The organism is Rhodopirellula bahusiensis (genome assembly GCF_002727185.1).
In the GTDB taxonomy this organism is placed as follows: domain Bacteria; phylum Planctomycetota; class Planctomycetia; order Pirellulales; family Pirellulaceae; genus Rhodopirellula; species Rhodopirellula bahusiensis.
The window spans coordinates 1-23,905 of the sequence record NZ_NIZW01000021.1 but is presented as its reverse complement, the minus strand read 5'-3'; the positions used below and the strand labels follow the sequence as shown (position 1 = coordinate 23,905).

Genomic DNA, 23,905 nt, shown 5'->3' with positions numbered 1-23,905 from the left:
CGATCAGACGCCCAGCCACCATGCTCCGATGGCCATCCACACCGGGATCAACACGATCCCAAGCAACGAAGTCGACAACACGACTCTCAATGCCGTTGCCGTGTCGCCTTCGTAGAGCCTTGTCAAAACGATTGGGAACACCGCCGATGGCATCGCGGCTTCCAATAGCAGCACCTGTTTCAAGTCCGCCGCGGTCACTGTCACCGCAGCGATGCCGAGCATCACGACCGGCATGAACAATTGCCGGAAGCCAACCGCCAATCCGATCACCGGCGCCGATCCGGTCCAGTCCGCCGCCCGCAGGAAGTCGACCAGGATGGCTCCGCTGAGCAGCAACCCGAGCGGGATCGAACTGGACGCCAACAACCCGACGGAACGCATCACCGAAGTTGGAATGAACGTCTCCATTCCCGATGCCCGAATGGACAAGGCAACAATGACCGCGATCAAGGGAGCACTGGTGGCAACCGGGCTGATCCGCTCCCAGTTCCGTCGCCAAGCACTCTGGTGCTCCTTCGGCTTCTTTCCGCCCTTGCTGCCTGTGACAATCGCCACGCCAACACTCCACAGCGAGATGTCGACGCCGACGTTGTGCAGAATCATCTCGACTTCCGCATTGGGATAGGTGATCTGGGCCAACGGCAGCGGGATGTATCCGTAATTGCAAATCCCCGCACAAAGCGCAAACGCTCGTTGCTGGGCATCGGTTTTCAGCCCCACAAACGGCCCGACCGTTTTCGCGACGTACCAAGCTGCCAAAAAACCAAACGTGGTGATCGTGAAACCAAGCAGCGGCGGCAACCAAGCCGAAGCCAACGAATCCAGCGTCGAATCACCCAGAATTCGATCCAGAAACAAACAAGGCAACAGGACTTTCGCGGTCAGTTTTGCCAGCGAAACGTCGGCCTGATGCGTCAGCCAATGCTGAACACGACAAACCGCGCCCACGCCCATCACCAAGAAAACTCCCAGCACACTGCTGATGATGACAGCGAAGGCTTCCGGGTCCATCAACATGGGCGGGCCCCCTCGTTTCGACTTGTCGTGCAGGCACCGGATTTCGTATCTGTGATGCGATGGAAACCGTGTCGATCCAAGCGAAACATTATTGGACGTGCCTGTGGCCGGGTATGTCGGAATTGTGGTGGCGTGGACGATTGTCAGCCCTGCCCGCTGCCGTCGCGTTCGCCGCGGTCGTCAACGCGTTGCTGATCGCCAAATTCATCTATCCCGGATGGCTGTCCGGGGCGTTAGTCATGCTGGCCTGCTGGATCGCCGTCGCCGCATGGGTTGTGCTGACGGTTCGTGCGATTCGCGAATTGCCGTTGTTGCTGTCGCCCCGCCAAGCCAGCACCCAACCGGACCGCTTTGCCGAAGCTCAAGGCGCCTATTTAACGGGCAACTACGCGTTGGCAGAAGAGGCGTTGACAGCGGGTCTGTCAATCGAACCGCGTGATCCGCCCGCACTGTTGCTGCTGGCCGCCGTGCTAAGACACACCGGGCGATTGAACGCCGCAGACGCCTTGCTCATCGAAATTCCAAAATTGGAAGCCGCCGCCGCTTGGAACCTTGAATGGGAAAGCGAACGAGCCCGACTGGAACGCGACCTCGATGCTCGCGGGGAACTGCAGGAAGGATCCGATCCCGAAGCTTCCGAAGAATCTGGACCCGAAACCGAGCCTGAAGCTGAAAACGTCAGTTCGGCGGAGCACGACGAGACCGAAGCCGAGCCAGCAACGCTGCCGATCGACACGGCATTGAAAACATTCTCGGCTGACGATGAAGACGACGAGGATGATTTCAACCAGGAAAACGCCGGTCACTCGGAAGCGGCCTGAACTGAATCCAGCATTCTTCGCGAATATGCCTCTTCTTCGCGAAGGTGGCTCGGCTCGATAAAATCCGAGCATGATTGCTGCTTCCCCTCGCCGAGACTTTCGTCCTCACCCATCAATCACCCACGAATGCCGAACATGGCGTGAGCCAAGATCGGGTGTTTCGCTGGTGGAAGTCATCGTCGTGGTCCTGATCGTCTTGATCTTGCTGGCGCTCTCAATCCCGTTTGTTCGCAACATGCGAGAACTAACGCGACGCAGCAATTGCGATCAAAATCTGATCCGCCTGGCGTTGGCCATGCAGGCTTATTCGAGTGACCAAGCTCACTTGCCATCGGGAACTGCATCCTTTGATGCAACGTTCCGGTTCTGGCCAGAGGCTTCACCACCGGTTGCGTCAGAAGTTGGATCGTCCACCATCGATCTTTCCATCACAAGCCAGCCTGAAGGCTACCATCACAATTGGGCGACGTCCTTGCTGCCCCACGTCGACCAAACGGGTTTGTTCCAATCGATCGACTCATCGGCAAGCATCTACGCTGAGTCGAATCGCCTGATTCGCGAAACCATGGTGCCGGTCTTCCGTTGCCCAGCTGACGAGTCCATACCGACAAACGCGAGCTACGCGGGGCTGCATCATTCAAACACCAGCCCCATCGGTGCGTCCAACGACGGCCTGCTGTTCCTCAATGCATGGGTTCGTTCGGAAGAAATTTCCGACGGGATGTCCGCCACCATCCTTCTGGGTGAGAAACGTTCCTTCGCAAGTGAACTTGGCTGGTGCAGCGGCACGCGAGCAACACTTCGCAACGCGGGCCATCCGATCAACTCGATCCCGCAAGAAGAACAGCTCAGCGACCTGAATTTCGTGGGCGGATTGGGAAGCCGGCATTTTGGCGGGGCCAGCGTCGTCAAGGGCGACGGCGCGGTGACGTTTCTTTCGGAAACGATCGATCAACCGCTCTTTCAATCGATGATTAAACGCAACGACCGATCAGAAACGATGCCAACCGAAACGGACTCGGACTGAATGCTGCCGAGCCGGCCTTTTTCGCAAGAGCACGTCCCCGCGACCATGCGACCTCAGACCAGGTCCTTTTCCCACTGCCGTCCTTGCTCGTCTTCGCTGAACTTCAACGTCGCGAACTGCCCTTTCAACTTCACCGCGTCGGAATCGATTGTGGTTTCAACGGTGAAGATCTGGCGATTGGAAAGCGATTGCACGATCGAAGAAACCAAAAATTGCTCGTGCGTCGATAATTCTCGTTCCGCCATCGAAGCCACAAATCCCTTCTTCGGTCGCGAGGCGGGAACGCCGTTCAGCTCGACCGGGTGCATCAAACGAAGCGACAAAATGGACCGCGCCCCATCCATCACTTGGCCTTCCGGATCACCCACCCACAAATCAATTGCGGCCAACTGTTCGTTCGTTTGGTGGTCCACCAAGACGTTGCGTTCCATGTCAAAATGGCTCATCGCGACCGCGCTTCGATGATTCATCGGCAACAAAGGAAGCTGATCAATCCGAGTCGACCGACGCAGCTGCAAAAACTCGCGATTGACGGGCGGACGATAAGTCGACGTGTTCACGACCAGACGTAGCAAGCTGCGAGCAACATGGAATCCGTGTCGAGACAGCAACGATGCGACTCGCGCGTCCGAAACTGGAACTCCCAACCCGTGTCCGATCGGAGGCAATCCGCCGTAGCCGTTTCTGGCATCCCGAACCGGACCGACGCACATCCGTTTGACACCCGCGTCCGCTGCTCGTTGCATCGTTTCAATCAGCAGCGAATCGCACACGGCCAACCCGGACTCGCCAGCAAAACAAATCGCCGCGACCAACGATGTTGGGACCGCATCGACCTCGGGAACTTCCGCGATGGCTTGCGGCGAATCCGCTTCCAACAATTCGGGCGAAGGTGACCGCCAATCATCTGAAAACTGATGACACCAGGCCACCACTTCCCCGTCGACCTCGGCAACCAGCAGGCTGGCCGGATCAAAGAACGTTCGCGAAAGCACGGCTCGTTCCAAAATCGAAACGCTGACCGGCGGAATCTGACCGGCGGTTTCCCAGTGACGCATCCAAACGTCGAACAGGCCGGGAAGATCAGAGTTGCGAAACGGACGGATGTTCGCCATGAGGGTAAAACACGATGCAATGAACACGAAACAGGTCGGCGGTTCATGGTACCGTGAAATCGCTTTCACGTGTCCCATGCATGAACGCGGACTCGCTCAATTCCGAGCACTACTTCTCGAGCTGTTCCATCACCCGGCGAGCAATCACTTGGATCGCTTCCAGCGGCAACTCCGATGAGCCGGACATCTTCGCTTGAGTTGAGCGGACGATCGCATCGATCTCGCGTTCCGCTGTCACGATCAACGCCTGTTGCTTCTCTGACAACGGCACGCGCCCACGCCCCAGATCCCAACCACGGGCACGCGCACCGGCTCGGAATCCTTCGGGGAATTCGCCCAGTCCGATCATTGCGTCAAACAATGGCAACAGCATGTACTGCAGTTCCATCGCCAATTTGTGATCACCATCCGAAACAGCTCGGTGGATTGCGTGCGTCAATTCAGGCAACACGCCGCTGCTCGCATTCGTGCCTCCGTCGGCTCCGGCAATCAACATCGGCGCCAGCGCAGCGTCCCAGCCCGTCAGGAAAGAAAAATCTTCTCGCATCGGCCGGATGGCGGCCATCATTCGCATCAAGTTTGGCAAGTCTCCCGAGCTGTCCTTCAAACCGATGATTCGCGGGTACTCTTCCGCCAAACGAATCACGACATCGACTTCGATCGGTGACGCGAACAGCGGAATGTTGTAGAGCGTCACGTCAACTCTCACGTCGCGAGCGATTCGCGCGTAGTAAGCGTGCACACCTTCGCTGCTGATCGGGTAGTAGAACGGCGCGACAATTGCGACGGCTCGGACGCCCATGTCCCCGTAGGCGTTGCAAGCCTCGATCGTTTCGTCCACGTTCGCTTCCGCAGCACCCGCGAGCACGGGAACTCGACCGGCGGCCTGATCCACCACGATCCGAACAATGTGGCGACGTTCCTCCGCCGTGAAGCGAACGAATTCGCCCGTGCTGCCGTTGGGGTACAAACCGTCCACGCCATGATCGATCAACCAATCGACGTACCCTCGCAACTTGTCTTCATCAACGCGTCCCCGGTCATCCACCGGCGTGATGTTGGGAGTCAAAATGCCGGAGATGCGTCGATTCATGGCGGGAGTCAGTTCGGAGAGGAAGGAGCCAAACCCAACAGTTCGTGAAGTCGGTCGGGTGGCTGATAGCCTACTCGGTGAGCAATCACTTTGCCGCGTGGAACGGCTAACAATGTGGTCGGATAAGTCTGCACGGGGATCCGAGCCAGAATCTCTGGGTTGGTATCGGTCCGAAGGATGATCGGCACAAATCCGTTGGCCAATCGAGACCGAATGCTCGCATCGCAAAGAGTGTTCTGTTTCATCGCGTCACAGAATCGGCAATGCTCGGACGTGATGAAGATCAGCATCGGCCGCCCCGAACGTCGCGCCGCAGCCCACCCGGATTCAAAATTGTCGTGCCACATCGGCGTCTCAGCCGACACGAGGTCTGTCGCACTTGATCGGCTCGCATTTGAAACCGAAAGAGCCGACACGACTTTGCCAATGATCGGCAGTTCAGCATCTGCGGTCGACGTGAAGCAGCCCACCAGTGCGATGAAGGCCAGGATCCGCCACCGAATAATGGGCGGGTTGAGAAAAGACACGCGGTGCACGAAGCGTGGCGGAACAGATTGGCGATCATCGCCGGTTCCACATTGGAGGCTGCGTCCCGCAACCACTGACTGAGCCATGAGTTTCCCCCTCGTAAGGCAAAGACAAAGCCCTCGCAGCGAGAAGACGGAAGCTGCGACGACATAGAGCCATCGAAACCTAAGCGTCAGAAAATGGCATCACAAGAGTCAAATTTTAGCGTCTGGGAAGTTTGCGCAGTTTTTATGACGACAGTTTTCAAAACGCTCGATCGTCGCCCCTCCACCGGAAAAGCTGCGACCCTCGGCCGTGGAAAATGCCTTGGCATTCAGTAGCCAAACGTCCACTCAATCTGACGGCAACACAGAAGATCCGCCGGTCCATGGAAGCTCAAGAGCTCGGCGGATTGCCTACTTTGAACGCTGGTAAATCGCGGTCAGCAGCGACTCGGTGTCTTTGAACTTCTTGCCTGTCGCCAACGTTTCGTCAATCAGTTTACGAGCGTCGGCCTCAGTGTGTCCCAGCGTGACCAAAGCGTCATAGGTGTCTGACACGATTGGAGACTCGGACTGCATCGCGTCCGCGACTTCGCCACCAGCCACCATCAAAGCGAAGCGAGGCATCTTGCGACGCAATTTCGCGATCACTTTCTCGCTGGTCGCGGGACCGATGCCAGGCAACGCCGACAACGTCTTGGCGTCTTGTTCCTCGATCAACACGGCTAGCTCTTTGACCGGCCGAACCATCGCACGAAGAGCCTTCTTCACGCCGACACCGTCGACGCTGCAAAACAGGTCAAAGAACTGACGCTCGGGAAGGGTTGAGAACCCGATCAAACGTGGCGTCAGCCGTCCACCTTGCGCGTTGCCTTCGATGTAGTCCAGCGTGTGCAGCCGAACTTCATTGCCGATCTGGTTTTGCAACTGACGGCGGGTGAAGTCACCCACGTAGACTTCGTAGTCAAACGGGGCCGCCTGGATGATGACACTGATCTCGCCCACTTGGACCAGTTTGCCGGCGATCGATACGATCATGAAGAGATGGATTCGGGGCTGGAGTGATACTTGAACAATCGATCCAACACGCCGTTGATGAACCGTGGGCTGTTCTCGCCGCCGTAACGTTTCGCCAACGTCAACGCTTCGGAGATCGCAACTTGGCCGGGCGTTCCGCTGTACAGAATCTCGTAGGCCCCTAGTCGCAACACGTTGCGATCGGTCACCGGCATGCGGTGCAACGCCCAGTTGGTGGAGAGCTTGGTGAGCTTCGCGTCGATGTCGTCTCGACGCGCCATCGTGCCATCCAAAAGCTCAGCCGCGAAATCCGTGAGGACCTTTCGGCCTTGCAAACGGGAGCGGATGAATTTGCGTGATGTGGCTGCATCACGCCAATCATTGAGATCGGCTTCGTAGAGAAGCTGCAGGACTATTTCGCGGGCGCGTCGACGTGTGGACATGCGGGCGATCATCCCGCAGGAACCTCAGAAGTGTCAACTAGGCCATGACAAAAAGCCGGCCACTTCAATGAAGCGAGCCGACTTTCGATGAATGTCGTTTGAATCGAGCGAACTCGATCAGGCTTGGAAGGAGCTTCCGCAACCGCAGCTTTTCACCGCGTTGGGGTTGTTGAACGTGAAGCCCTGTTTTTCGAGGCTGTCGTACCAATCGACTTCGGTGCCATCGAGGTACAGCGAGCTCTTCTTGTCGACGACGACGCTGACGCCGTGGCAGTCGTATTTCGAATCGGCTTTCATGTCGAAGCTGTCGTCAAAGTTCAGCGTGTAGTTGAATCCGCTGCAGCCACCACCAGCGACACCAATCCGCAAAAGCATCGAATCGTCGAAGTTGTGTTCTTTGCGAAAACGCATGACTTCTTCGGCCGCGCGCTCAGTCAATTTGATTGCCATCGTTCGGATGATCCTCGTGAATGGATGGACAGTTGTTTTGAATTTAGGTCCGAGATTGGTCTGCCAATACGAAAACCGGTCAACTCGGCAGTTCTGGCACCAATCGGGCCACTGGTTCGTAATTGCCAATTGTACCCGCAGGCCGACCAAACCAACAACCTCTTTTCGCAGCGAAGGAGTGTCCTGTTCATTTTGCGGCCGCAGGAAAGGCTGCCGCAACGCATCTCCGAGACCGTGATTGCTAGAATTCGACTCGGTGTTTCCCGCCATTTTCAACGCATCCGGTCCGATTCGGTGGTACCAACTCCGCCGATGTCCGCGTGAAAATTGCTCGTCAAGAATTGAAAATTGGTCCGCGACCTGCACGACCGGTAGAATGCTCCACGTCAGGCGGAGATTCGCTGAGAACGATCGCAGCGATTCCTTTCGCTTGTCCTTTTCTCTTCTATGCACCGTCAGGTGATCTCCATGACCGATTCTCGCACAAAACTTGGTGGCCGCTGCGCACCGACCGGCCGTCGTTCTTTTTTGAAACGTTCGACGCTCGCCGCAGCGTCCGTGATGGTTGTCTCTCCCCATGTTTTGGGCGGCCCCGGCAAAACACCTCCCAGCGACCAATTTCGCTTCGCTCAAATCGGAGTTGGCGGCCAAGGCGCCCGCGACGTCCGGCAAATGATGCGTGCCGGCGGCACCCCCGTCGCACTATGTGACGTCGATGTGCAGCGAGCGGGAAAAACGTTCTGCCAACACCCAGACGTCGAGCGGTTCACCGACTATCGAATCATGCTGGAAGAGTTTGACAAGGAATTCGACGCGGTCGTAGTCAGCACGCCCGACCACACCCACGCCGCCATTGCTTTGGCAGCCATGCGGCACGGCAAGCATGTTTACTTGCAATGCCCCATGGCTCGCACGTTCGATGAAGTCCGGCGTCTTCAAACCGCCGCGGATGAGTCTGGCTTGGCGATCCAAGTCGGCAACCAAGGGCACTCCAGCCTTCACATGCGTGCCTTCGATGATTTCATCAATCGAGGAGAACTGGGCGAGATCCAATCCGTCCATTGCTGGACCGATCGCCCCGAATGGCCGCAAGGCATGACGGCGACTCCCGTGTCGTCGTCTCCACCCGTTTCGCTGGATTGGGATCTTTGGTTGGGACCAGTCGCGGATCGACCGTACAGCAAGGGCTACCTCCCAACGACTTGGCGTGGTTGGTGGGACTTTGGGACCGGAGCCATGGGCGACATGGGTTGCCATTTGCTCGATCCTGCGTTCACGACGTTGGGCCTGCAGTTGCCACGCACCGTCACAGCCGATTGCGAAACCGCGACGTCGATTTCTTATCCCGTTTGGTCCCAGGTCGAGATGGAATTCGATTCCACCGACGCGTGTCCCAACGGATTGAAATTGACTTGGTACGACGGAGGCAAACAGCCTGACACTCCGACGATCATCGCCGATGAAACGTCCGGTGAACCTGGCTACTCAGCCGGAGGAAGCGGCTGCATGATCGTGGGTGAAAAGATGACGCTCGTCGGATCAACACTCTCGAGCGAGCCCGACCAAATGCCACAGATCGTTGCCGTCGCGAGTGAGGACGATGACGAGCTCGCCAACGCACGTCGGGCGGGACGCGAACGAGTCGAACAGCTTTCCGCCGAGAGCAGCGAGTCATCCAAGTCGCATTACGAACAATGGATTCGTGCCGCTCGCGAAGGCAAATCAGATTCGATCGACAGCGATCGAAAGACGGCCGGCAACATGACGCAAGCCGCTTTACTCGGCTGCATCGCAACTCGCTTCCCCGGGCAAACTCTCACTTGGGACAACGCTAAACAATCGTTCGCCGGTTCCGATGAAGCCAGTTCATTCCTGAGTTTCGAACCTCGCGAAGGCCACTCCTTCGAAGCTTAAGTTCGCTTCGGCTACGAGCCAATCAACAACGGCAAAACAAGGATCGTTCGCAACTCGCGGACGATCCTTGTCGCCTGTTTGTATCAATCCGCCACCGCACGCTTCCGTCGGTTGACAATGCACAACCGATCCGATCAGATGCTTTGCGGTCGGTCGCAATGAGTCGACCGACTTCATCGCAGACGCACTTCGAGTACGTCTGCTTCTATAGCCAGCGAGCCTGAGTCGCACATCGTGCACCAGCGGTAGCCAGCCAACAATTTATGTAGCTGTCTGGCAATGCGTCTTCTCTGAACGCAGTGGTTATCCGTCTGTCCGGCAGCCCGTCCGTCACTCGCCGCTAGAAGAGAAACCGATGCTTTCGATGCAACGTAGAAAATTCGCTGTCGCTGCCGCACTGTTGTCCGCATGCGTGGTCCATGGCGTGACCTTGGCTGAGCCTTCCCACCCCGACTCTCCGCAAGTGGTTCACCACGCCCAAGGCACAATAACGATTCCCAGTGTTCCGCAACGGGTCGTCGTGCTGGACCTCGGAGCCCTCGACAACTTGGACACGCTCGGCGCCCCGGTCGTCGGTGTTCCAGAAATCAAAGCCGACATGCTTCCCGATTGGCTGTCGAAATACTCCTCGGACGAATACAAAAAAGTCGGAACTCTGTTTGAGCCTGAGCTGGACACCATTCGCGAACTCAAGCCGGATCTGATTGTTGTGGGCGGTCGCTCGAGTGGCTCACTCAAAGATCTCAGCGAGATCGCACCGACGATCGATCTGTCCACCTCGACCTCCGGTTTTGTGCCGACCGTCGTTCAGAACCTGCTGACTCTTGGTTCGATCTTCAATCAAGAAGACTTGGCCAATCAAAGAGCGATCGAGTTGTTGCAGAGCGTTCGTGAACTGCACTCCACCGCGGCGGAACAAGGAACTGGTTTGCTGCTCTTCTCGGTGGGTGAGTCCATCAAACCACAGCCACCCGCGACTCGGTTCGGCATCATTCACGAACTGATCGGACTTCCGTCTGTGATGACCCAAGCCGACGCGGGCCCACCACGTCAACGAGGCAAAGGCAACGCCACCGAAGAACAAACGCCGGAGCAAATCGCACAAGCCGAAGCACGCAAACGCAAGCAACTGCAAGACGAAGCTAAACGCCTGCAGAAACTCGTCGATCGCGATCCAAATTGGCTGATCTCACTCGATCGCAATTCAGCATTTGCTGAGCGTGAGAACGGCAACGAATTACTGAAATCGGATCCTGCCGTCTCCGCTTCAAACGCTTACGCGTCGAACAAGGTCATCTATCTCAGTGGCCGCGGATGGTACTTGGCCGCGGGCGGATACCAGCAGATGCAACACGCCATCGAGACGGTTCAAACCGCGTTTGAGAAGTCGTCGGACAACGACTGATTTGAAAATTAGGCTGACTGCTCGGTGGGGGACCACCGAGCTACAGGTTGTCGGCACGGCCGCGCAACTAGGACTTCTTCTTCAGTCCCATCAGATACTCCACCATATCCACCAGGCCTTGTTGGTCGGTGGTGTGGTGCAGGTTCTCGGGCATGATCGACTTCTCGCTCTTTTTGACGTCGACAATCTCGTCTTGGTCAAACTCCAAATCGATCGCTTCCGCGGTTCGCAACACGAGTTTGTCGTCGGTCTCGGATACCAACACGCCATTGACCACGCGGCCATCTTCGGTCAACGCGATCATGTTCTCGTAGTTGTGGCTGATGCCAGCACTTGGTGCCAAAATCGAAGTGAACATCGCTTCCCGAGAAAGCTTCGATCCGATCTCCGAAAGATCCGGACCGACTTGCTTTCCAAAACCATCCACGATGTGGCAATTGGCACACGTCGCGACGCCTCGGAAGATTGCGAGTCCCTTTTTCGCGTCGCCATTGATTTGCACCAACTCATCCAGAGGTGGCAGTGGCTTGCTGTCGGCCGCGGCAGGTTGCGGCAACAACTCCTTCGCCCGTTTCGCAATTTCCGCGTTGGCGTTGCGTCCGAGCAATCCACCGGCCAACAAATGCGTGTCGGCGGGTAGCTTGTCCGCTTCGGTCATCTTCAACAACTCTTCCGCACCACCGTTGGACTTGGCCATCGCTCGCACGGACGCACTTCGCAAAACGTAGTCGACTTCAGGATCGCCGGCGGTCTTGGCAAGCAACCCAATCGCACGACCGTTTCCGAGAGAACCGAGCAGTGAAACGACGCGACCAAGTTGGCCAAGATCGTACTTGGATTCCTTCGCCAGAATGCGAACAAATTGGTTCCAACCGTCTTTGCGTTTCAGCAGCAATCGCAAAGCGGAAAGCGACAAGTTGTCGTCACCCTGTCGAAGCATCGCAGCAATCAGCTGATCATCCATTTCGCGAATTTCAAATTGCTCGACCAAGTCAACGAAGTCAGACTTGCCGGCTCGGCTGCGAACGTAGTCCACAATCGCAACTTGCGTCTTTGGGAACTTCGCCGGATCAAAGTCTGGCATTCGCGTCACCGTCCGAACGAGGGTTTGCGGGTCAACCGCGGGCCCGCTGTTCTCATCAGGCAGCAGCTGACGCAAAACCAATTCGCGGACGGCGTCGGAGTGATACTCCAGCGACCGAAAATACCGTTTGGCTTCATTGCTAGGCATTCCGCCAGCGAGCAACTCAACCATCTTCGCCGCCGCATCATCGGTTCGCAGACGCCAAACCAAGTCACGACCCGCGGCGGTATTCCAATTGCCGCCGTTGGCTTTCATCCACGCCGCGTAACATTCGTCGGCACGCAGATCACTCGCAATGCCGAGTGCTTCCAACATCCAGCGATCTTCACCGTCGTACTGCATCGCGAGGTCCGCCCAAACGGCCGGCATCGCTTTGGACTCATCGAATCGCAATGCAACGGCGAGTTCGCGCCGAACTGCCGAAGAAGGATCGTCCGCCGCGTCGCCACAAACTTTCGCCGCGGATAGACCGAGCTGTTTGCACAACCGAATCGCGGTGCAGCGGATATCGGCGTCAACATCGCTCAAAGCTTTTTCGACATACGCCCGGCCACGGCCTTCGATCTTGCCGAGCAACCACAATGCTCGAGCCCGAAGACGAGGGTTTTCGTTTTTGTACAGCGACAAAAGCTCATTCTCCGCTTCCGCACCCATCGCGTGCAGCTTTTGCCAAGCAAGATAGCGAACCGAACGGTTTGGATTCTTGAGAGCTTCGATCGCACCCTCCACCGTCGACAAATCGAACTCGGGCACGGAGTACTTCACACCCGGCGGCGCAACACGAAACAAGCGTCCGCGATCGCTGTCTTTTTGATGGTGGCCACCGACACCGGGGTCGTACCAATCCGTCACGAACAACGATCCATCGGGAGCCACACAAACATCCGCGGGCCGAAACCAATTGTCAGTCGTACCGGTGATCAGTGGTTCAATCGTTGCCGAGTATCCGGCTCCATCAGCCGTCATCGGATAAGCCCGAACCACGTTGGGGCCCGGGTCACAGTGGATGACTTCGTCCCAGAAACGTTCGGGCAGCAAGCGGCCTTCGTACATGCAGATTCCGCTCGGCGAACCCGCACCGGTTTGCAACACGTTGGGAACCACGCCGGGATCGTTCAGGTGCCAATGCTGAAGTGGGATTTCATCCTCCAACGTGATCCGGTCGGCTCGCCATGACGCACCGGTTTGCTCGTCTTTGTACCCGTAGTTTCCTTGCTCCATCACAAAGTTGATGCGAGTTCCGCGGTTGCCGTCATCGTCATTGTCGCTCTGCCACAACGCTCCAAATGAGTCGACGGTTGTTTCCCAGTTGTTGCGAAAGTTGTGAGCCAAGACTTCGAAGTTGGAACCGTCGAGGTCGCATCGGAACGGCATTCCGCCGAACAACGGCTTTCCATCATCGACGACCGCGCGACCATGAATGTCGACCACCGTTTCCCCATCTGCATCTTTGACCTGCATCCCGGTGTTGCCAAAGTTCCAATACAGTTTGCCGTCATCACCAAACAAGAACGAGTGAGCGGAATGGTCGTGTTGAGGTTGACCGGTCTCGGTGAACAAAGCGACTTTGGAATCTGGAATGTCGTCACCGTCGGTGTCCGTGAATTTCCAAATCGTCGGCGATGCAGAAACAATGACCTCGTTGCCAAGCACACAAATTCCCATCGCCGAATCAATGTCGCGGCCTTGGTAATACGTGTGGATGTGATCCAGTTTCCCGTCGCCGGTCGTGTCTTCAAGAATCAAGATCCGGTCGCCTTCGGGACGTGATCCTTGGTTGCGGCGATAGTTCATCACGTCGCAGACCCACACGCGTCCGCGATGATCGATGTCAAGGTTTGTCAGGCTGGACAGATCAGGCTCGCTACCCATCAGCGTGACCTCGAGACCCTCGGCAACCTCCAATCCCGCGACGGCTTGCTCAGGCGACCGTTGGTCCGCGGCCGATTTGCCATCCACCTCATTGAGATCCTTGGGTGCCGCTCCGGCGTAGACCGCAAACCGAACGCTGGTGTTGCTGCCGCCGTGCTGATTCGTCCCGCCACTTTCCAACGCACCCGTCACCGTCAGTCGGTCGTATCCCGGTGGCACATCAAATTCGATCACGCTGGGGGCATGCGTTCCAATCGCGGTTTTGCCAGCGGGTTGATTGTTGACCAACACCGGGCCGCCGCTGCAGTTTGCATTTTTACGAACATTGCCCCAACCTGCTCGAGCGGTCACCCAACCTTGATCGACCAAGTCCACTGTTCCCTTGTCACCATGCAACGTTGGGTCCAACCATGCCACATGGTCGCACGAGTAATCGTTGCCGCCTTCGCTGACCACCAAAAACAACTTGCGTCGCGAGACTTCATCGACGTCATTCAAATCCACTTCCATCGCGATCCGATGGCCTTCCGTAGCGGTGGTCACCAACGGGCTGGCGTACAACAACTTGGGTTCCACCGCCGATGCCGATCCCTCCGGTTTGGACTTCTTCTTTGCGTCGGCTTTCCCTGATTCACTGCGAAGCGGGATTTCAAATTCCTTCGCGACCGACTCCAAGTTGAATTTTTCAGGCGGTTCATAGTCTTGATCCGCCATCAACTGTTCGGCGGAAATTGGCCGCGGAGAACCAGCCTCTGAAGTCGGGTCGTCTCCCGCTGTCCAGCGAATCGCGTTGGTCACCAAACGACGCACGGGAACGTGCGACCAATTCCAATGATGGTGCCCGCCGGTGAAGCCAAAGCTGCGACCACCGATTTCAGGTTCATAAGCCCAAGCGACCGTCTGCAGTTCCCCCGCCGCGACTGACTTGCGAGCGTGCGGGTTGCCGGTGTGGGCACTATCCGGACGTCGCATCGTTGATTCAGGAGCAACCGACTGCAGGATCGGAGTCAGCTTGCCTTCCTCAGCAAAACGCAAGTGGAAGTACCACTCGTCGTTGGTCGAGAAAGATTCCACACCGTGCGTGATTGGGTGCTCGGGCAACGAATCAAATTCCGCGATCCAGTGTGGGTTGACGCTGTAGTGAATTTCAAAGTGCCCGCCCAACAACTCCACCATGTCATCGCCGGATTCACCGGGCGACATTTCGGTTGCGTAGTGCAAACAAACCAAACCGCCGCCGCGTTTCAACAACGCTCGCATTTCATCGCGGTTATTGAACGCAACGTGTCGACCTTGCCCGTCGCTGTAAAGAACGACGCTGTCGGCTGCCTCGACCTTGGACGCATCGCTTGGCCAACCACGCACCACGTCGGTCTTGAGTTTCGGATTGGCTTCCAGCAAAGACTGCTCGAGGACTTTCAACCCGGCGTAATGCTCGTGAGCCCCATACCCGTGACTGGGTTTTCCCGCGATCAGCAAGATCGTTTTCTCGGCTCCCTCGGCGGATCGGGCCGTTGGGGCGAGTGAGTTCCAAGCGAGAACGGTGCACGCAAACGCGGCGATCCAGGACCACGACGTGGTCGGCAAAGCATCTTTATTCATGGAAGCGGGAGAACCAAGGTTCCAGGAGGGAGGATTCCGGCGGGGGTGAGGCAAACGTTGGTGTCCAAGCACTTGAAGTGCGGCGAGCGACAGCCTCCGGAATCGAGACGAAGGCGACTAAGTCACCCTTCCCGGCGGAAGATCGCATCTGAAGACACCTTGTCACTCACGGACAGGGAACGTGATTGTAACCCAACCCGAAGTCCATGGAGCTCCAATGCGATCGATTCGCATCGAGCTGACTTCCCATCGTCGCCGATCGTAGGCGGGATCGACCAACGGGAGCTCCGGCACCAGAGTAGAACCGTCGTCCTCAACTGTTCCGGCAGAAAACGTTCCAACGCCAAGCAACGTCGCCTCCCAGCCAACCTGCAAAAACGTCCGCGTCTCACGTCTCGGTGGTTCAACCCAACCACGCAAACATTTGAGACAAATGTTCTAAGCTACTAAGCAGGTCGGCAGGAATGATCGGGTAGAACCTCACGTAGGCGAGTCTCTCTGAGACTCGCAAATGACAGCGTCTCTGAGAGACGCCGCTACGTGATCAAGCCCAAGGACTCCCGCTCACGTGCTTAGCTTCCATCGAGCGGAGTCGATGGCCGACATATGGCGAAACGCTCAGCTGTAGAAGCAGAGGTACGCGGTCGGCTCGATCACACGAACCTGAAATTTTTGATTCGCATCGACATTGAACTCGGTCCCACCTGGGTAGGCGCGGAACCCTGGTTCGCCGGGAAGCTTGGCTTCCAACTTGCCCGAGACGATTTTCATCAGTTCCTTTTCGCTGGTTCCGAATTCGTATTCGCCCACCGACATCACGCCCGATGTCGCTCGGCCTTCGCCATTTTCGAATGCGATGGAAGTGACATTGCCGTCGAAGTATTCGTTGACTTGCATGATGAGATCTCTGGGAAAAGGGAACGAGACAGGAAAGCCGAGGAAGATAATTCACACCGCAGAAATTCGCGAGCCTCGATTCCGAGCGGCGAGAATCCGAGAACATCGAAACGCGGCACCGATCCTCATGACATCTCAGCCAAACATTCGCGGACGCGATCCGCGACGTCTGGTGGTAACAGTGCCCGATGATCGATGACCAGCAACGAGTCACTCAGCTTCGCTGCATTGATGAGCGGCACAGGTTTGTCGCTCCTTCGATCGCTCGTGCGATGCATCGCCCGAAAGCCTTCGCCACATGGCAATCCAATCGAACGCAATCCCGCGATGACCTTTGATCGAGTCGCCGCGTCTCGGGCCAAGACAGGAAACTTGTACGGAGCCCGAACGACCGCAGGATCATCGTCCCAAATCGCGGCACAGCCGACCTCCGCCCAATCCAGCTCGCTCAACCGCCTGGCGTTCTCACAGCGAATTCGGTTCAGACGATTCAACCAGCTCAATTGCGGAAGCAACGCGGCACACTGCAGCGTCGACATGGGAAACGTATCGCTCGGCCGATCCACCATCGCTTGCAGCTTTTGAAATTTGCCGTCGTACTCGGTCGCCAGAGCACCACCGTTCCCGCACGTCAGCGGCTTGCTCCCGCCAAAGCTGTAAGTCGTCCATTCCGCCAACGTCCCGACGGGGACAAACACAGTCTGCCCGTTCGCCAATTCTCGGATTCGTCCCGCCCCGATGGCTTGGCAAGCGTCCTCGACCAGGAACCACCGACGTTGACGACACAACTCGGCCAAACCACCGGAGTCGACCACTTGGCCGTGCAAGTGCGAAATCAGCAGCACGGACTCGGGCGGGGCCTGAATGGCTTGGATCGCTTTCGAACTCAGCGAAATTCCAGCCGGAGACCTGCCACTGCGAATCCCACGAGTCGGCTCGGTATCGCAGAGCACGGGACGTCCGCCCAGCAATTCCACCGTTCGAAAATTGCCCGGGTAGTCATACGCTGACAGAATCACCTTCGTCGCGGCTTTCCGCTTTCCCCCCGCAGGCCCGACTCCCAAAGCTCGCAGGGCCAATTCAATCGCGGACGATCCCGATGGGCACAAACGAACATGAGACGCACTGCCAAACGAATCCAAGCCCTCAGGCGCGGCCCACTCGTTCGCCGCCTGACCCACCGCCGCCCGACAGCGATCATAGACTCCCGGCTGATCGCAATTCGCGGCGGTTGTTTCCGGATACGTCCCCCATTGGCCGTCGTTCAGGATTTCTCTGACGGATCGTTCGATTTGCTGGGTCAATTCGGCGTTTCGGGGCGGCCATGCCGGCCACCCATCAGAGAAAACATCGAACGATTCATCGGCGGGGAGGTCCAAGAGATTCTCGGTGCTACGCAAAGGAGGATGGCGAGGCAAGTTAGGGCTGGGCTTGTGGCGATTTTTTTGCTTCCATATCATGCCGCATTGCGAATGACGCAGGCAACCACCAGCCAGGACGGCTGGGGCCGCGTCAAGCTAGTGTCATCATCCCCGGAACCCCTGTCTTGTTGCCTTCTTTCGATCTGTTCTTAACCGATCTAACGCGGCAGGCAAACTTGCTCGCCTTTCAGTTGCTGGCACAGGACGCTCCGCCCGCTGCAGAACCCTCGATTTTGCAGCGAATTCTCGAAAACCCTTTGATTTTGCCAGTTGGCGTCGTGGCGATCTTCTACGTCACGTACTTCGGCCCGGAACGACGACGTCGCGCCGAAGAGGCCAAGATGATGTCTTCGATGGCCAAAAATGATCGCGTGGTCACGATCGGCGGCATCCACGGCACGATCGTTTCGGCGGCACCGGACAGTGAAACGGTGACGCTGAAGATCGACGAGAACGGTTCGACACGCATCAAAGTCAATCGGTCAGCCATCGTCAAAATCGTTGGCGAACCGAAAAACAAACCCGACAACGATTCGTCGGACTGACCTTTTCCCAAACCATCCTTCCCACAGCGACTGGTTTTGGTCGCAGCGGACACATCGCACCCGTACTTAGAAACCACGATGGATCTTTCGACTCTTCCCGATCTTTGCCACTCGATTTCGGCCCAGTGGCTCGCGCAGACCGACGCTGCCGTCGCAAGCGAAGTCTCCAAAGGCATCAGCACCGGACAAATCGTGACGCTGCTCAGCGCCGCGGCCGTTCTGATTCTGCCGTTCATCGTTGGCAACTTCTTGGCGAAATCCTTGAAGATGCCAACCTACGGCACTCGCTTCGGTTTCATCTTGCTCGCGATCACCGCCAGCGGCGTGACCCTTGCCAACAAGTTCCCCAGCCTCGGCATCGACTTGTCGGGCGGTACGATCTTGGTCTACGAACTGGATCCGGAAAAGCAAGCGGCTGTTATCGAAAGCGGAGGACAGCGAATCACCAGTGAAGATTTGGTCGGTCCGCTGACCCGCCGAATCAACCCCGCCGGCACGCAAGAAATCGTCATTCGCCCCTACGGCGAACAACAAATCGAAATCATCATCCCAGAGAAAGACCCCGACGCGGTCGATCGCATCAAGGGATTGGTGGAAGAAGCCGGACAGTTGCGTTTCGCGATTCTGGCCAACCAATTCGATCACCAAACGCTGATCAACCAAGCGATTGAGCAAGCCGAATCGACTCAACCCGGCATCGCCACCCGAGACATGGTCGGCAAGCCCGACGATTCGCTCTACGGAATCTGGGCTCGCATTGGTTTCGAAGAAAAAGAGACCGATGGCGTCCGTCCAATGTTGGTTCCCGTCTCAGGAGCCTTGGCTCGCAACCCGCGCACCGGTGCGATTCTGAACGTCCCACCGGAAGCTCGCATCGGTGACGAATCCGTTTCAGTCGCGAAATGGTTGAAGACGCAAGATTTCGACAACATCGAAGTCCTGATGGTGATCAATCCAAAACTGGACATCCTCGGCGAAGACCTCGCGTACGCCGCCAGCACCTTCGACGAAACCGGTGCTCCCGCCGTCGCCTTCACTTTGACTGACATGGGTTCGGGTCGATTCCGAGCCCTGACGACGAACAACGCTCCCGATGGATCGCGAACTCGACAATTGGGCATCGTGCTCGATGATGAGCTGCTTTCGGCTCCTTCGATCCAAGAACCGATGAACAAAAACGGTCGCATCACGGGTAACTTCACCCGCGATCAAGTCGACTCGCTGGTGCAGATCCTGAAAGCTGGCCAATTGCCGGCGACCGTGACCAAGCAACCCATCGCCGAAAACGAAGTCGGTGCGACATTGGGTGCTGACACGCGAACAAAGGGTCTGTATTCGATCGCCGTTTCGCTCGGCTTGGTCCTCATCTTCATCCTGGTTTACTACCGCTTCGCTGGCGTCGTTGCCTGCATCGCGTTGGTCATGAACATGGCCATGATTTTGGCCACGATGGTCTTCATCAACCAACCGCTGACCCTGCCCGGACTCGCCGGTTTGGTTCTGACCGTCGGTATGTCAGTCGACGCCAACGTTTTGATCTTCGAACGCATCCGAGAAGAATTGAACAAGGGAGCCAAGGCTCGCATGGCGATTCGCAACGGTTTCGCTCGAGCGACCACGACGATTATCGATGCCAACCTGACAACTCTGATCACCGCCATCGTTCTTTATGCGATCGGTACCGATCAAATTCGCGGCTTCGCCGTCACGTTGATCTTGGGCATTCTCTACTCGATGTTCACCGCGATCTACGTTTCGCGAACGATCTTCGACTTGGCTGAGCGTCGCGGGTTCCTGTCACTTGGCATGTCCGATGGCGTCAACAGCATTCGTTCGGCGTTCGCCGGCGGTGGACAGTTCAACTTCATCAGCAAAGGCAAAATGACGCTGACTCTTTCGGCCATCTTGGTCGTTTGTGGCTTGGCTGCCTTGTTCGCTCGCGGACAAAGCATCCTCGACATCGACTTTGCCGGTGGTTCCTCTGTTCAATTCCGAGTTGACCAACCAACCGAAGCCGACGAAGTTCGCAAGATCATGGACAACGCTGTGGCATCATCCGAGAACGATTCGGTTCAATTCACGGTCAACGGCGTCTCGATGGAAGGTGCCGAAGAAGGCACGGTCTTCAAAGTCGACTCCTCCGTTGAGCGAGTCGAAGACCTGAAACAGGTTATTCGAGAAGGCTTCGCGGCTTCCGAATCAGTTGGCTTGGTGACCTACAGCGTCGACATCACTCCGGCTGACTTGGAAGGTGCAACGCAAGAAACTGCCGCTCCTGACACGGATGAAACCAGCTCATCTGATCCCGCTGAACCTTCGGATTCTGCGACCAGCCAGTGGCAATCGGCCGACAACGGCGTGATGCTGGTGATCGCTCAAGACGACGAAGAAGAAGCCCCTGTTGAAGAAGCAGAGGCCGAAGAAACAACCGATGCGGAATCGGATGGACCGAAAATGGAGGCTCGCGAATTCCCCGGCCTTGCTTTCAGCACCACGGACATCTCGCTCGGAATCAAAGGCAGCGACAAAGTTGCCGTGAAAAACGAGGAAGGATTGGTCGATTCGATCGTGGCAGCCGCGGAAGCGGTTGGCGTTCCAATACAAAGAGAAGGAATCATCGTCAAACCACTCGGGGAAGACATTGAAGCTTGGTCGCCTGGTTCGACTTTGGCGTTCCCTAAATGGCGTGTTCAATTGCCACTTGGTGGTGACAACGCCATCAAGGTCATGGGTGAAATGGAAAAACAACTCGACAGCGATCCGGTTTGGATCAGCAGCAGTGCTGTTGGTGCTCGCGTCGCTGGCGACATGATTAGCCGAGCATTCGGAGCCCTGTTCGCTTCGCTGCTTTGCATCATCGGCTACATCTGGTTCCGATTCCAACGCGTCATCTATGGCCTGGCCGCTGTGGTCGCCTTGCTTCACGACGTCGCGATCACCCTGGGTGCAATTGCAATCAGCTACTGGGTCGCCGACGCTCTCGGCTTCTTGTTGATCGATCCTTTCAAGATCTCGCTGACGGTTGTTGCCGCGTTGCTGACGATCATTGGTTACTCGCTCAACGATACGATTGTTGTCTTTGACCGAATTCGCGAGACGAAGGGCAAAGCTCCTCGTTTGACCGGCGAGATGATCAATACCAGCATCAACCAAACGCTCAGCCGAACGTTGCTGACATCGTTGACCACTTTGATCGTGGTCGCGTTGCTCTACGCTTTCGGCGGCGAAGGCATCCACGCTTTCGCGTTCGCTTTGGTGATCGGCGTTATCGTCGGTACTTACAGCAGCGTGTTTGTTGCCAGCCCAGTGCTTCTGTGGTTGGTCGAACGCGAAGAGAAGAAGGCAGCCAACGCCTGATCGCTCTCTGCAGTTCATCTGCGACGATCCTGAGAAAACAACGAAACTCCCTTTCGAATCATCGGAAGGGAGTTTTTTTCATGCGCAGCTCCAATCAGCCACACTCAATCGACTATCATTCGACGTCCCACCTTCCATCCCCACCTCATGGAAATTGCCGTGACACATCGAGTGACGCCGTTCGCCTTCGCATTCGCGATGATCGCTTGCTGGTTCCCAGCGCAAGCCCACGCTGACCAGCCCAACATTCTGTTGATCTTCATTGATGACCTGGGATGGAAAGACATCGGTTGCTACGGCAACGACTTTGTCGAAACACCACACATCGATCAACTCGCCGCGGAAGGTTTGCGGTTCACCAACTTCTATGCCTCCGGCGCCGTGTGCTCACCGACTCGATGCGCGTTGCAATCCGGGCAGAACCAAGCGAGGATCGGGATCACCGCGCACATCCCCGGTCACTGGCGACCGTTCGAACGAGTCATCACGCCACAAACCACGATGGCGTTGCCACTCGACACGGTCACGGTTGCGGAATCATTGAAAGCTTCCGGATACACCACCGGATATGTCGGCAAATGGCATCTCGGCAATGCGCCTGAGTTTCAACCCGATCGACAGGGCTACGACTTCAGCGCTGTCATTGGTGGACCGCACCTTCCCGGTCGCTATCGGGTGCAGGGCCGAAAGGATCTGAAGCCCAAGCCGGACCAGTACCGAACAGATTTCGAAGCCGATCTGTGCATTGACTTCATGCGTCAGAACAAAGACGAACCTTTCTTCCTGATGCTTTCACCTTTCGCGGTTCACATTCCGCTGGGCGCGATGTCAGAAAAGGTTCAGAAGTACGAAGCCAAGACCAAGCAAACCGGGCAATCGCTCCCCCATCCGGTCTACGCCGCAATGATCGAGCATTGCGATGACATGGTCGGCCGTTTGGTCGCTTCGCTCGATGAACTCCAGATCGCCGACGACACGATGATTGTCTTCACGTCCGACAATGGCGGACTCTACCGACGCTACGACTACCGCGAGTCGGCCGATGATCTGGTCAGCAGCCAAGCTCCGCTCAAAGGCGAAAAGGGCTCGCTTCATGAAGGTGGAATTCGTGTTCCGCTGATCATCCGCCACCCAAATGCCACAAAAGCATCCACGGTGTGTGTTGAGCCAACCATCAGCCATGACTTCTACCCGACTTTCGTTGAGATGGCCGGTGGCGAACTGCCGACCAATCAAACCATCGATGGCCACAGCCTGCTGCCTTTGCTGTCGAATCCAACATCAATGCTCGATCGCAAGGCATTGCATTGGCACTACCCACACTACCACCACGATCGTCCCGCCAGCACGATTCGCGAGCGAGATTGGAAGCTGATCGAATACCTCGACGGCACCGGAGATCTGGAACTTTACAACCTAGCCAGTGACTTGGGCGAAACGAAAAACTTAGCCTCCGAGAAGCAGGGCCGAGCGGGCGACCTCAAACGCAAACTGACGCAGTGGAGAAGCAACGTGTTGGCTCGGACACCGATTCCCAACCCGAGCTACGATCCCAAGCGTGCTCACGAATGGTGGAGCCTCAAGAGCGGAAAACCAGTCCCAAGCGAGCAACGCAAACGGTTCCCACCAACCGAAAAAGACTGATTGGCCGAGCCACCCAACTCAGTTACCGCGTATCACCGCTTTCCCGAATACGACCCTACTGACTCGGGTTGAATCGATCGTTACCTCACGCATGTCTGTCGCGTGAGATCTTTTGATGCCGACAGAGGGCCTCTGTCGGCTACGTGATTGCTGGTTGAGCGGAGCCCCGCCTGAATCGACAGGCGACACCGAATGGCCATTCAGAATCGTCGCCGATCAAGTCGACGCCTTGCGATATCCGCCAAACCTACTGAAACCATCAACAAGCGCACAGCAATCACCGACCAGCACCTGTAGCCGACTGAGGCCCTCAGTCGGCATGAGCGCAATCAATCGCAGCAAGCGATTGCTCACCCCAGCGGGCACGAGCTTTCGGATGCCTGCCACATGTGGCTGATCTGCCTTGCCGACAGAGGGCCTCTGTCGGCTACGTGATTGCTGGTGGTGCGGAGTAACGCCTGAATCAACAGTCGACACCGAATGGCTATTCAAGATCGTCGCCGATCAAGTCGACGCCTTGCGACGCCCGCCAAACCTACTGAAACCATCAACAAACGCGCAGCAATCATCGACCAGCACCTGATAGGGGTAGGGAAGTCCGGTTGAGCCGGACTCCCCTCCCTCAGAACCGTACGTGCGGTTCTCCCGCATACGGCTCGCCAGTCAGTGGGT

General features: G+C 56.9%; 17 protein-coding genes. 7 read left to right on the top strand and 10 right to left on the bottom strand.

Annotation, left to right across the window (positions count from 1 at the left end; genetic code table 11):
* Window positions 1-3: 3 nt before the first annotated feature.
* The gene (locus CEE69_RS23185; protein WP_099262995.1) at window positions 4-1,017 is read right to left on the bottom strand and encodes an AEC family transporter; all 1,014 of its coding nucleotides are present in this window, start codon (window positions 1,015-1,017) and stop codon (window positions 4-6) included.
* A 59-nt stretch (window positions 1,018-1,076) separates the two neighbouring features.
* On the opposite strand from CEE69_RS23185, the gene CEE69_RS23180 reads away from it, so the two are divergent.
* Together CEE69_RS23180 and CEE69_RS23175 are read left to right on the top strand one after the other, a co-directional pair.
* Window positions 1,077-1,838, top strand: coding sequence for a tetratricopeptide repeat protein (locus tag CEE69_RS23180; protein ID WP_099262994.1), 762 nt, complete (start codon window positions 1,077-1,079; stop codon window positions 1,836-1,838).
* A gap of 70 nt (window positions 1,839-1,908) precedes the next feature.
* Entirely contained in the window at window positions 1,909-2,865 is a 957-nt protein-coding gene (locus tag CEE69_RS23175) for a DUF1559 family PulG-like putative transporter (protein WP_099262993.1), read from the top strand.
* 53 nt (window positions 2,866-2,918) lie between these two features.
* Here the strand turns inward: CEE69_RS23175 and CEE69_RS23170 are convergent, their stop codons facing one another.
* The 6 genes from CEE69_RS23170 to CEE69_RS23145 form a co-directional block, all read right to left on the bottom strand.
* Window positions 2,919-3,980 (bottom strand): GNAT family N-acetyltransferase, encoded by a 1,062-nt coding sequence (locus tag CEE69_RS23170; protein WP_099262992.1) that lies wholly within the window; start codon window positions 3,978-3,980, stop codon window positions 2,919-2,921.
* Between the two features lie 109 nt (window positions 3,981-4,089).
* Window positions 4,090-5,073, bottom strand: coding sequence for a dihydrodipicolinate synthase family protein (locus CEE69_RS23165; RefSeq protein WP_099262991.1), 984 nt, complete (start codon window positions 5,071-5,073; stop codon window positions 4,090-4,092).
* Between the two features lie 8 nt (window positions 5,074-5,081).
* Entirely contained in the window at window positions 5,082-5,687 is a 606-nt protein-coding gene (locus CEE69_RS23160) for a thioredoxin family protein (RefSeq protein ID WP_099262990.1), read from the bottom strand.
* A gap of 309 nt (window positions 5,688-5,996) precedes the next feature.
* Window positions 5,997-6,620 (bottom strand): Holliday junction branch migration protein RuvA, encoded by a 624-nt coding sequence (ruvA, locus tag CEE69_RS23155; protein ID WP_099262989.1) that lies wholly within the window; start codon window positions 6,618-6,620, stop codon window positions 5,997-5,999.
* Complete coding sequence (gene nusB, locus CEE69_RS23150; RefSeq protein ID WP_199169927.1) at window positions 6,617-7,054, bottom strand: transcription antitermination factor NusB; 438 nt, start codon at window positions 7,052-7,054, stop codon at window positions 6,617-6,619. The genes ruvA and nusB overlap by 4 nt, the downstream gene beginning before the upstream one ends.
* 105 nt (window positions 7,055-7,159) lie before the next feature.
* The gene (locus CEE69_RS23145) at window positions 7,160-7,492 is read right to left on the bottom strand and encodes a HesB/IscA family protein (protein WP_007326964.1); all 333 of its coding nucleotides are present in this window, start codon (window positions 7,490-7,492) and stop codon (window positions 7,160-7,162) included.
* Window positions 7,493-7,960: 468 nt separating this feature from the next.
* On the opposite strand from CEE69_RS23145, the gene CEE69_RS23135 reads away from it, so the two are divergent.
* Together CEE69_RS23135 and CEE69_RS23125 are read left to right on the top strand one after the other, a co-directional pair.
* Complete coding sequence (locus CEE69_RS23135) at window positions 7,961-9,406, top strand: Gfo/Idh/MocA family protein (protein WP_099263071.1); 1,446 nt, start codon at window positions 7,961-7,963, stop codon at window positions 9,404-9,406.
* A 364-nt stretch (window positions 9,407-9,770) separates the two neighbouring features.
* Entirely contained in the window at window positions 9,771-10,811 is a 1,041-nt protein-coding gene (locus CEE69_RS23125) for a siderophore ABC transporter substrate-binding protein (RefSeq protein WP_158231068.1), read from the top strand.
* Between the two features lie 67 nt (window positions 10,812-10,878).
* Here the strand turns inward: CEE69_RS23125 and CEE69_RS23120 are convergent, their stop codons facing one another.
* The 3 genes from CEE69_RS23120 to CEE69_RS23105 all read right to left on the bottom strand — a co-directional run bounded on the left by CEE69_RS23120 (window position 10,879) and on the right by CEE69_RS23105 (window position 17,645).
* Complete coding sequence (locus CEE69_RS23120; protein ID WP_099262986.1) at window positions 10,879-15,369, bottom strand: PVC-type heme-binding CxxCH protein; 4,491 nt, start codon at window positions 15,367-15,369, stop codon at window positions 10,879-10,881.
* Between the two features lie 618 nt (window positions 15,370-15,987).
* Window positions 15,988-16,266 carry a pyrimidine/purine nucleoside phosphorylase gene (gene ppnP, locus CEE69_RS23110; RefSeq protein ID WP_099262984.1) on the bottom strand — a complete coding sequence of 93 codons (279 nt, stop codon included), beginning with the start codon at window positions 16,264-16,266 and terminating at the stop codon, window positions 15,988-15,990.
* Window positions 16,267-16,391: 125 nt separating this feature from the next.
* Window positions 16,392-17,645, bottom strand: coding sequence for a DegT/DnrJ/EryC1/StrS family aminotransferase (locus tag CEE69_RS23105; protein WP_099262983.1), 1,254 nt, complete (start codon window positions 17,643-17,645; stop codon window positions 16,392-16,394).
* Between the two features lie 167 nt (window positions 17,646-17,812).
* On the opposite strand from CEE69_RS23105, the gene yajC reads away from it, so the two are divergent.
* The 3 genes from yajC to CEE69_RS23090 all read left to right on the top strand — a co-directional run bounded on the left by yajC (window position 17,813) and on the right by CEE69_RS23090 (window position 23,233).
* Window positions 17,813-18,232: a preprotein translocase subunit YajC gene (gene yajC, locus CEE69_RS23100; protein ID WP_099262982.1), complete on the top strand. Its 420-nt coding sequence runs from the start codon at window positions 17,813-17,815 to the stop codon at window positions 18,230-18,232.
* Window positions 18,233-18,310: 78 nt separating this feature from the next.
* Window positions 18,311-21,589 (top strand): protein translocase subunit SecD, encoded by a 3,279-nt coding sequence (secD, locus tag CEE69_RS23095; RefSeq protein ID WP_099262981.1) that lies wholly within the window; start codon window positions 18,311-18,313, stop codon window positions 21,587-21,589.
* 159 nt (window positions 21,590-21,748) lie between these two features.
* Window positions 21,749-23,233 carry a sulfatase gene (locus CEE69_RS23090; RefSeq protein ID WP_233215550.1) on the top strand — a complete coding sequence of 495 codons (1,485 nt, stop codon included), beginning with the start codon at window positions 21,749-21,751 and terminating at the stop codon, window positions 23,231-23,233.
* Window positions 23,234-23,905: the final 672 nt, after the last annotated feature.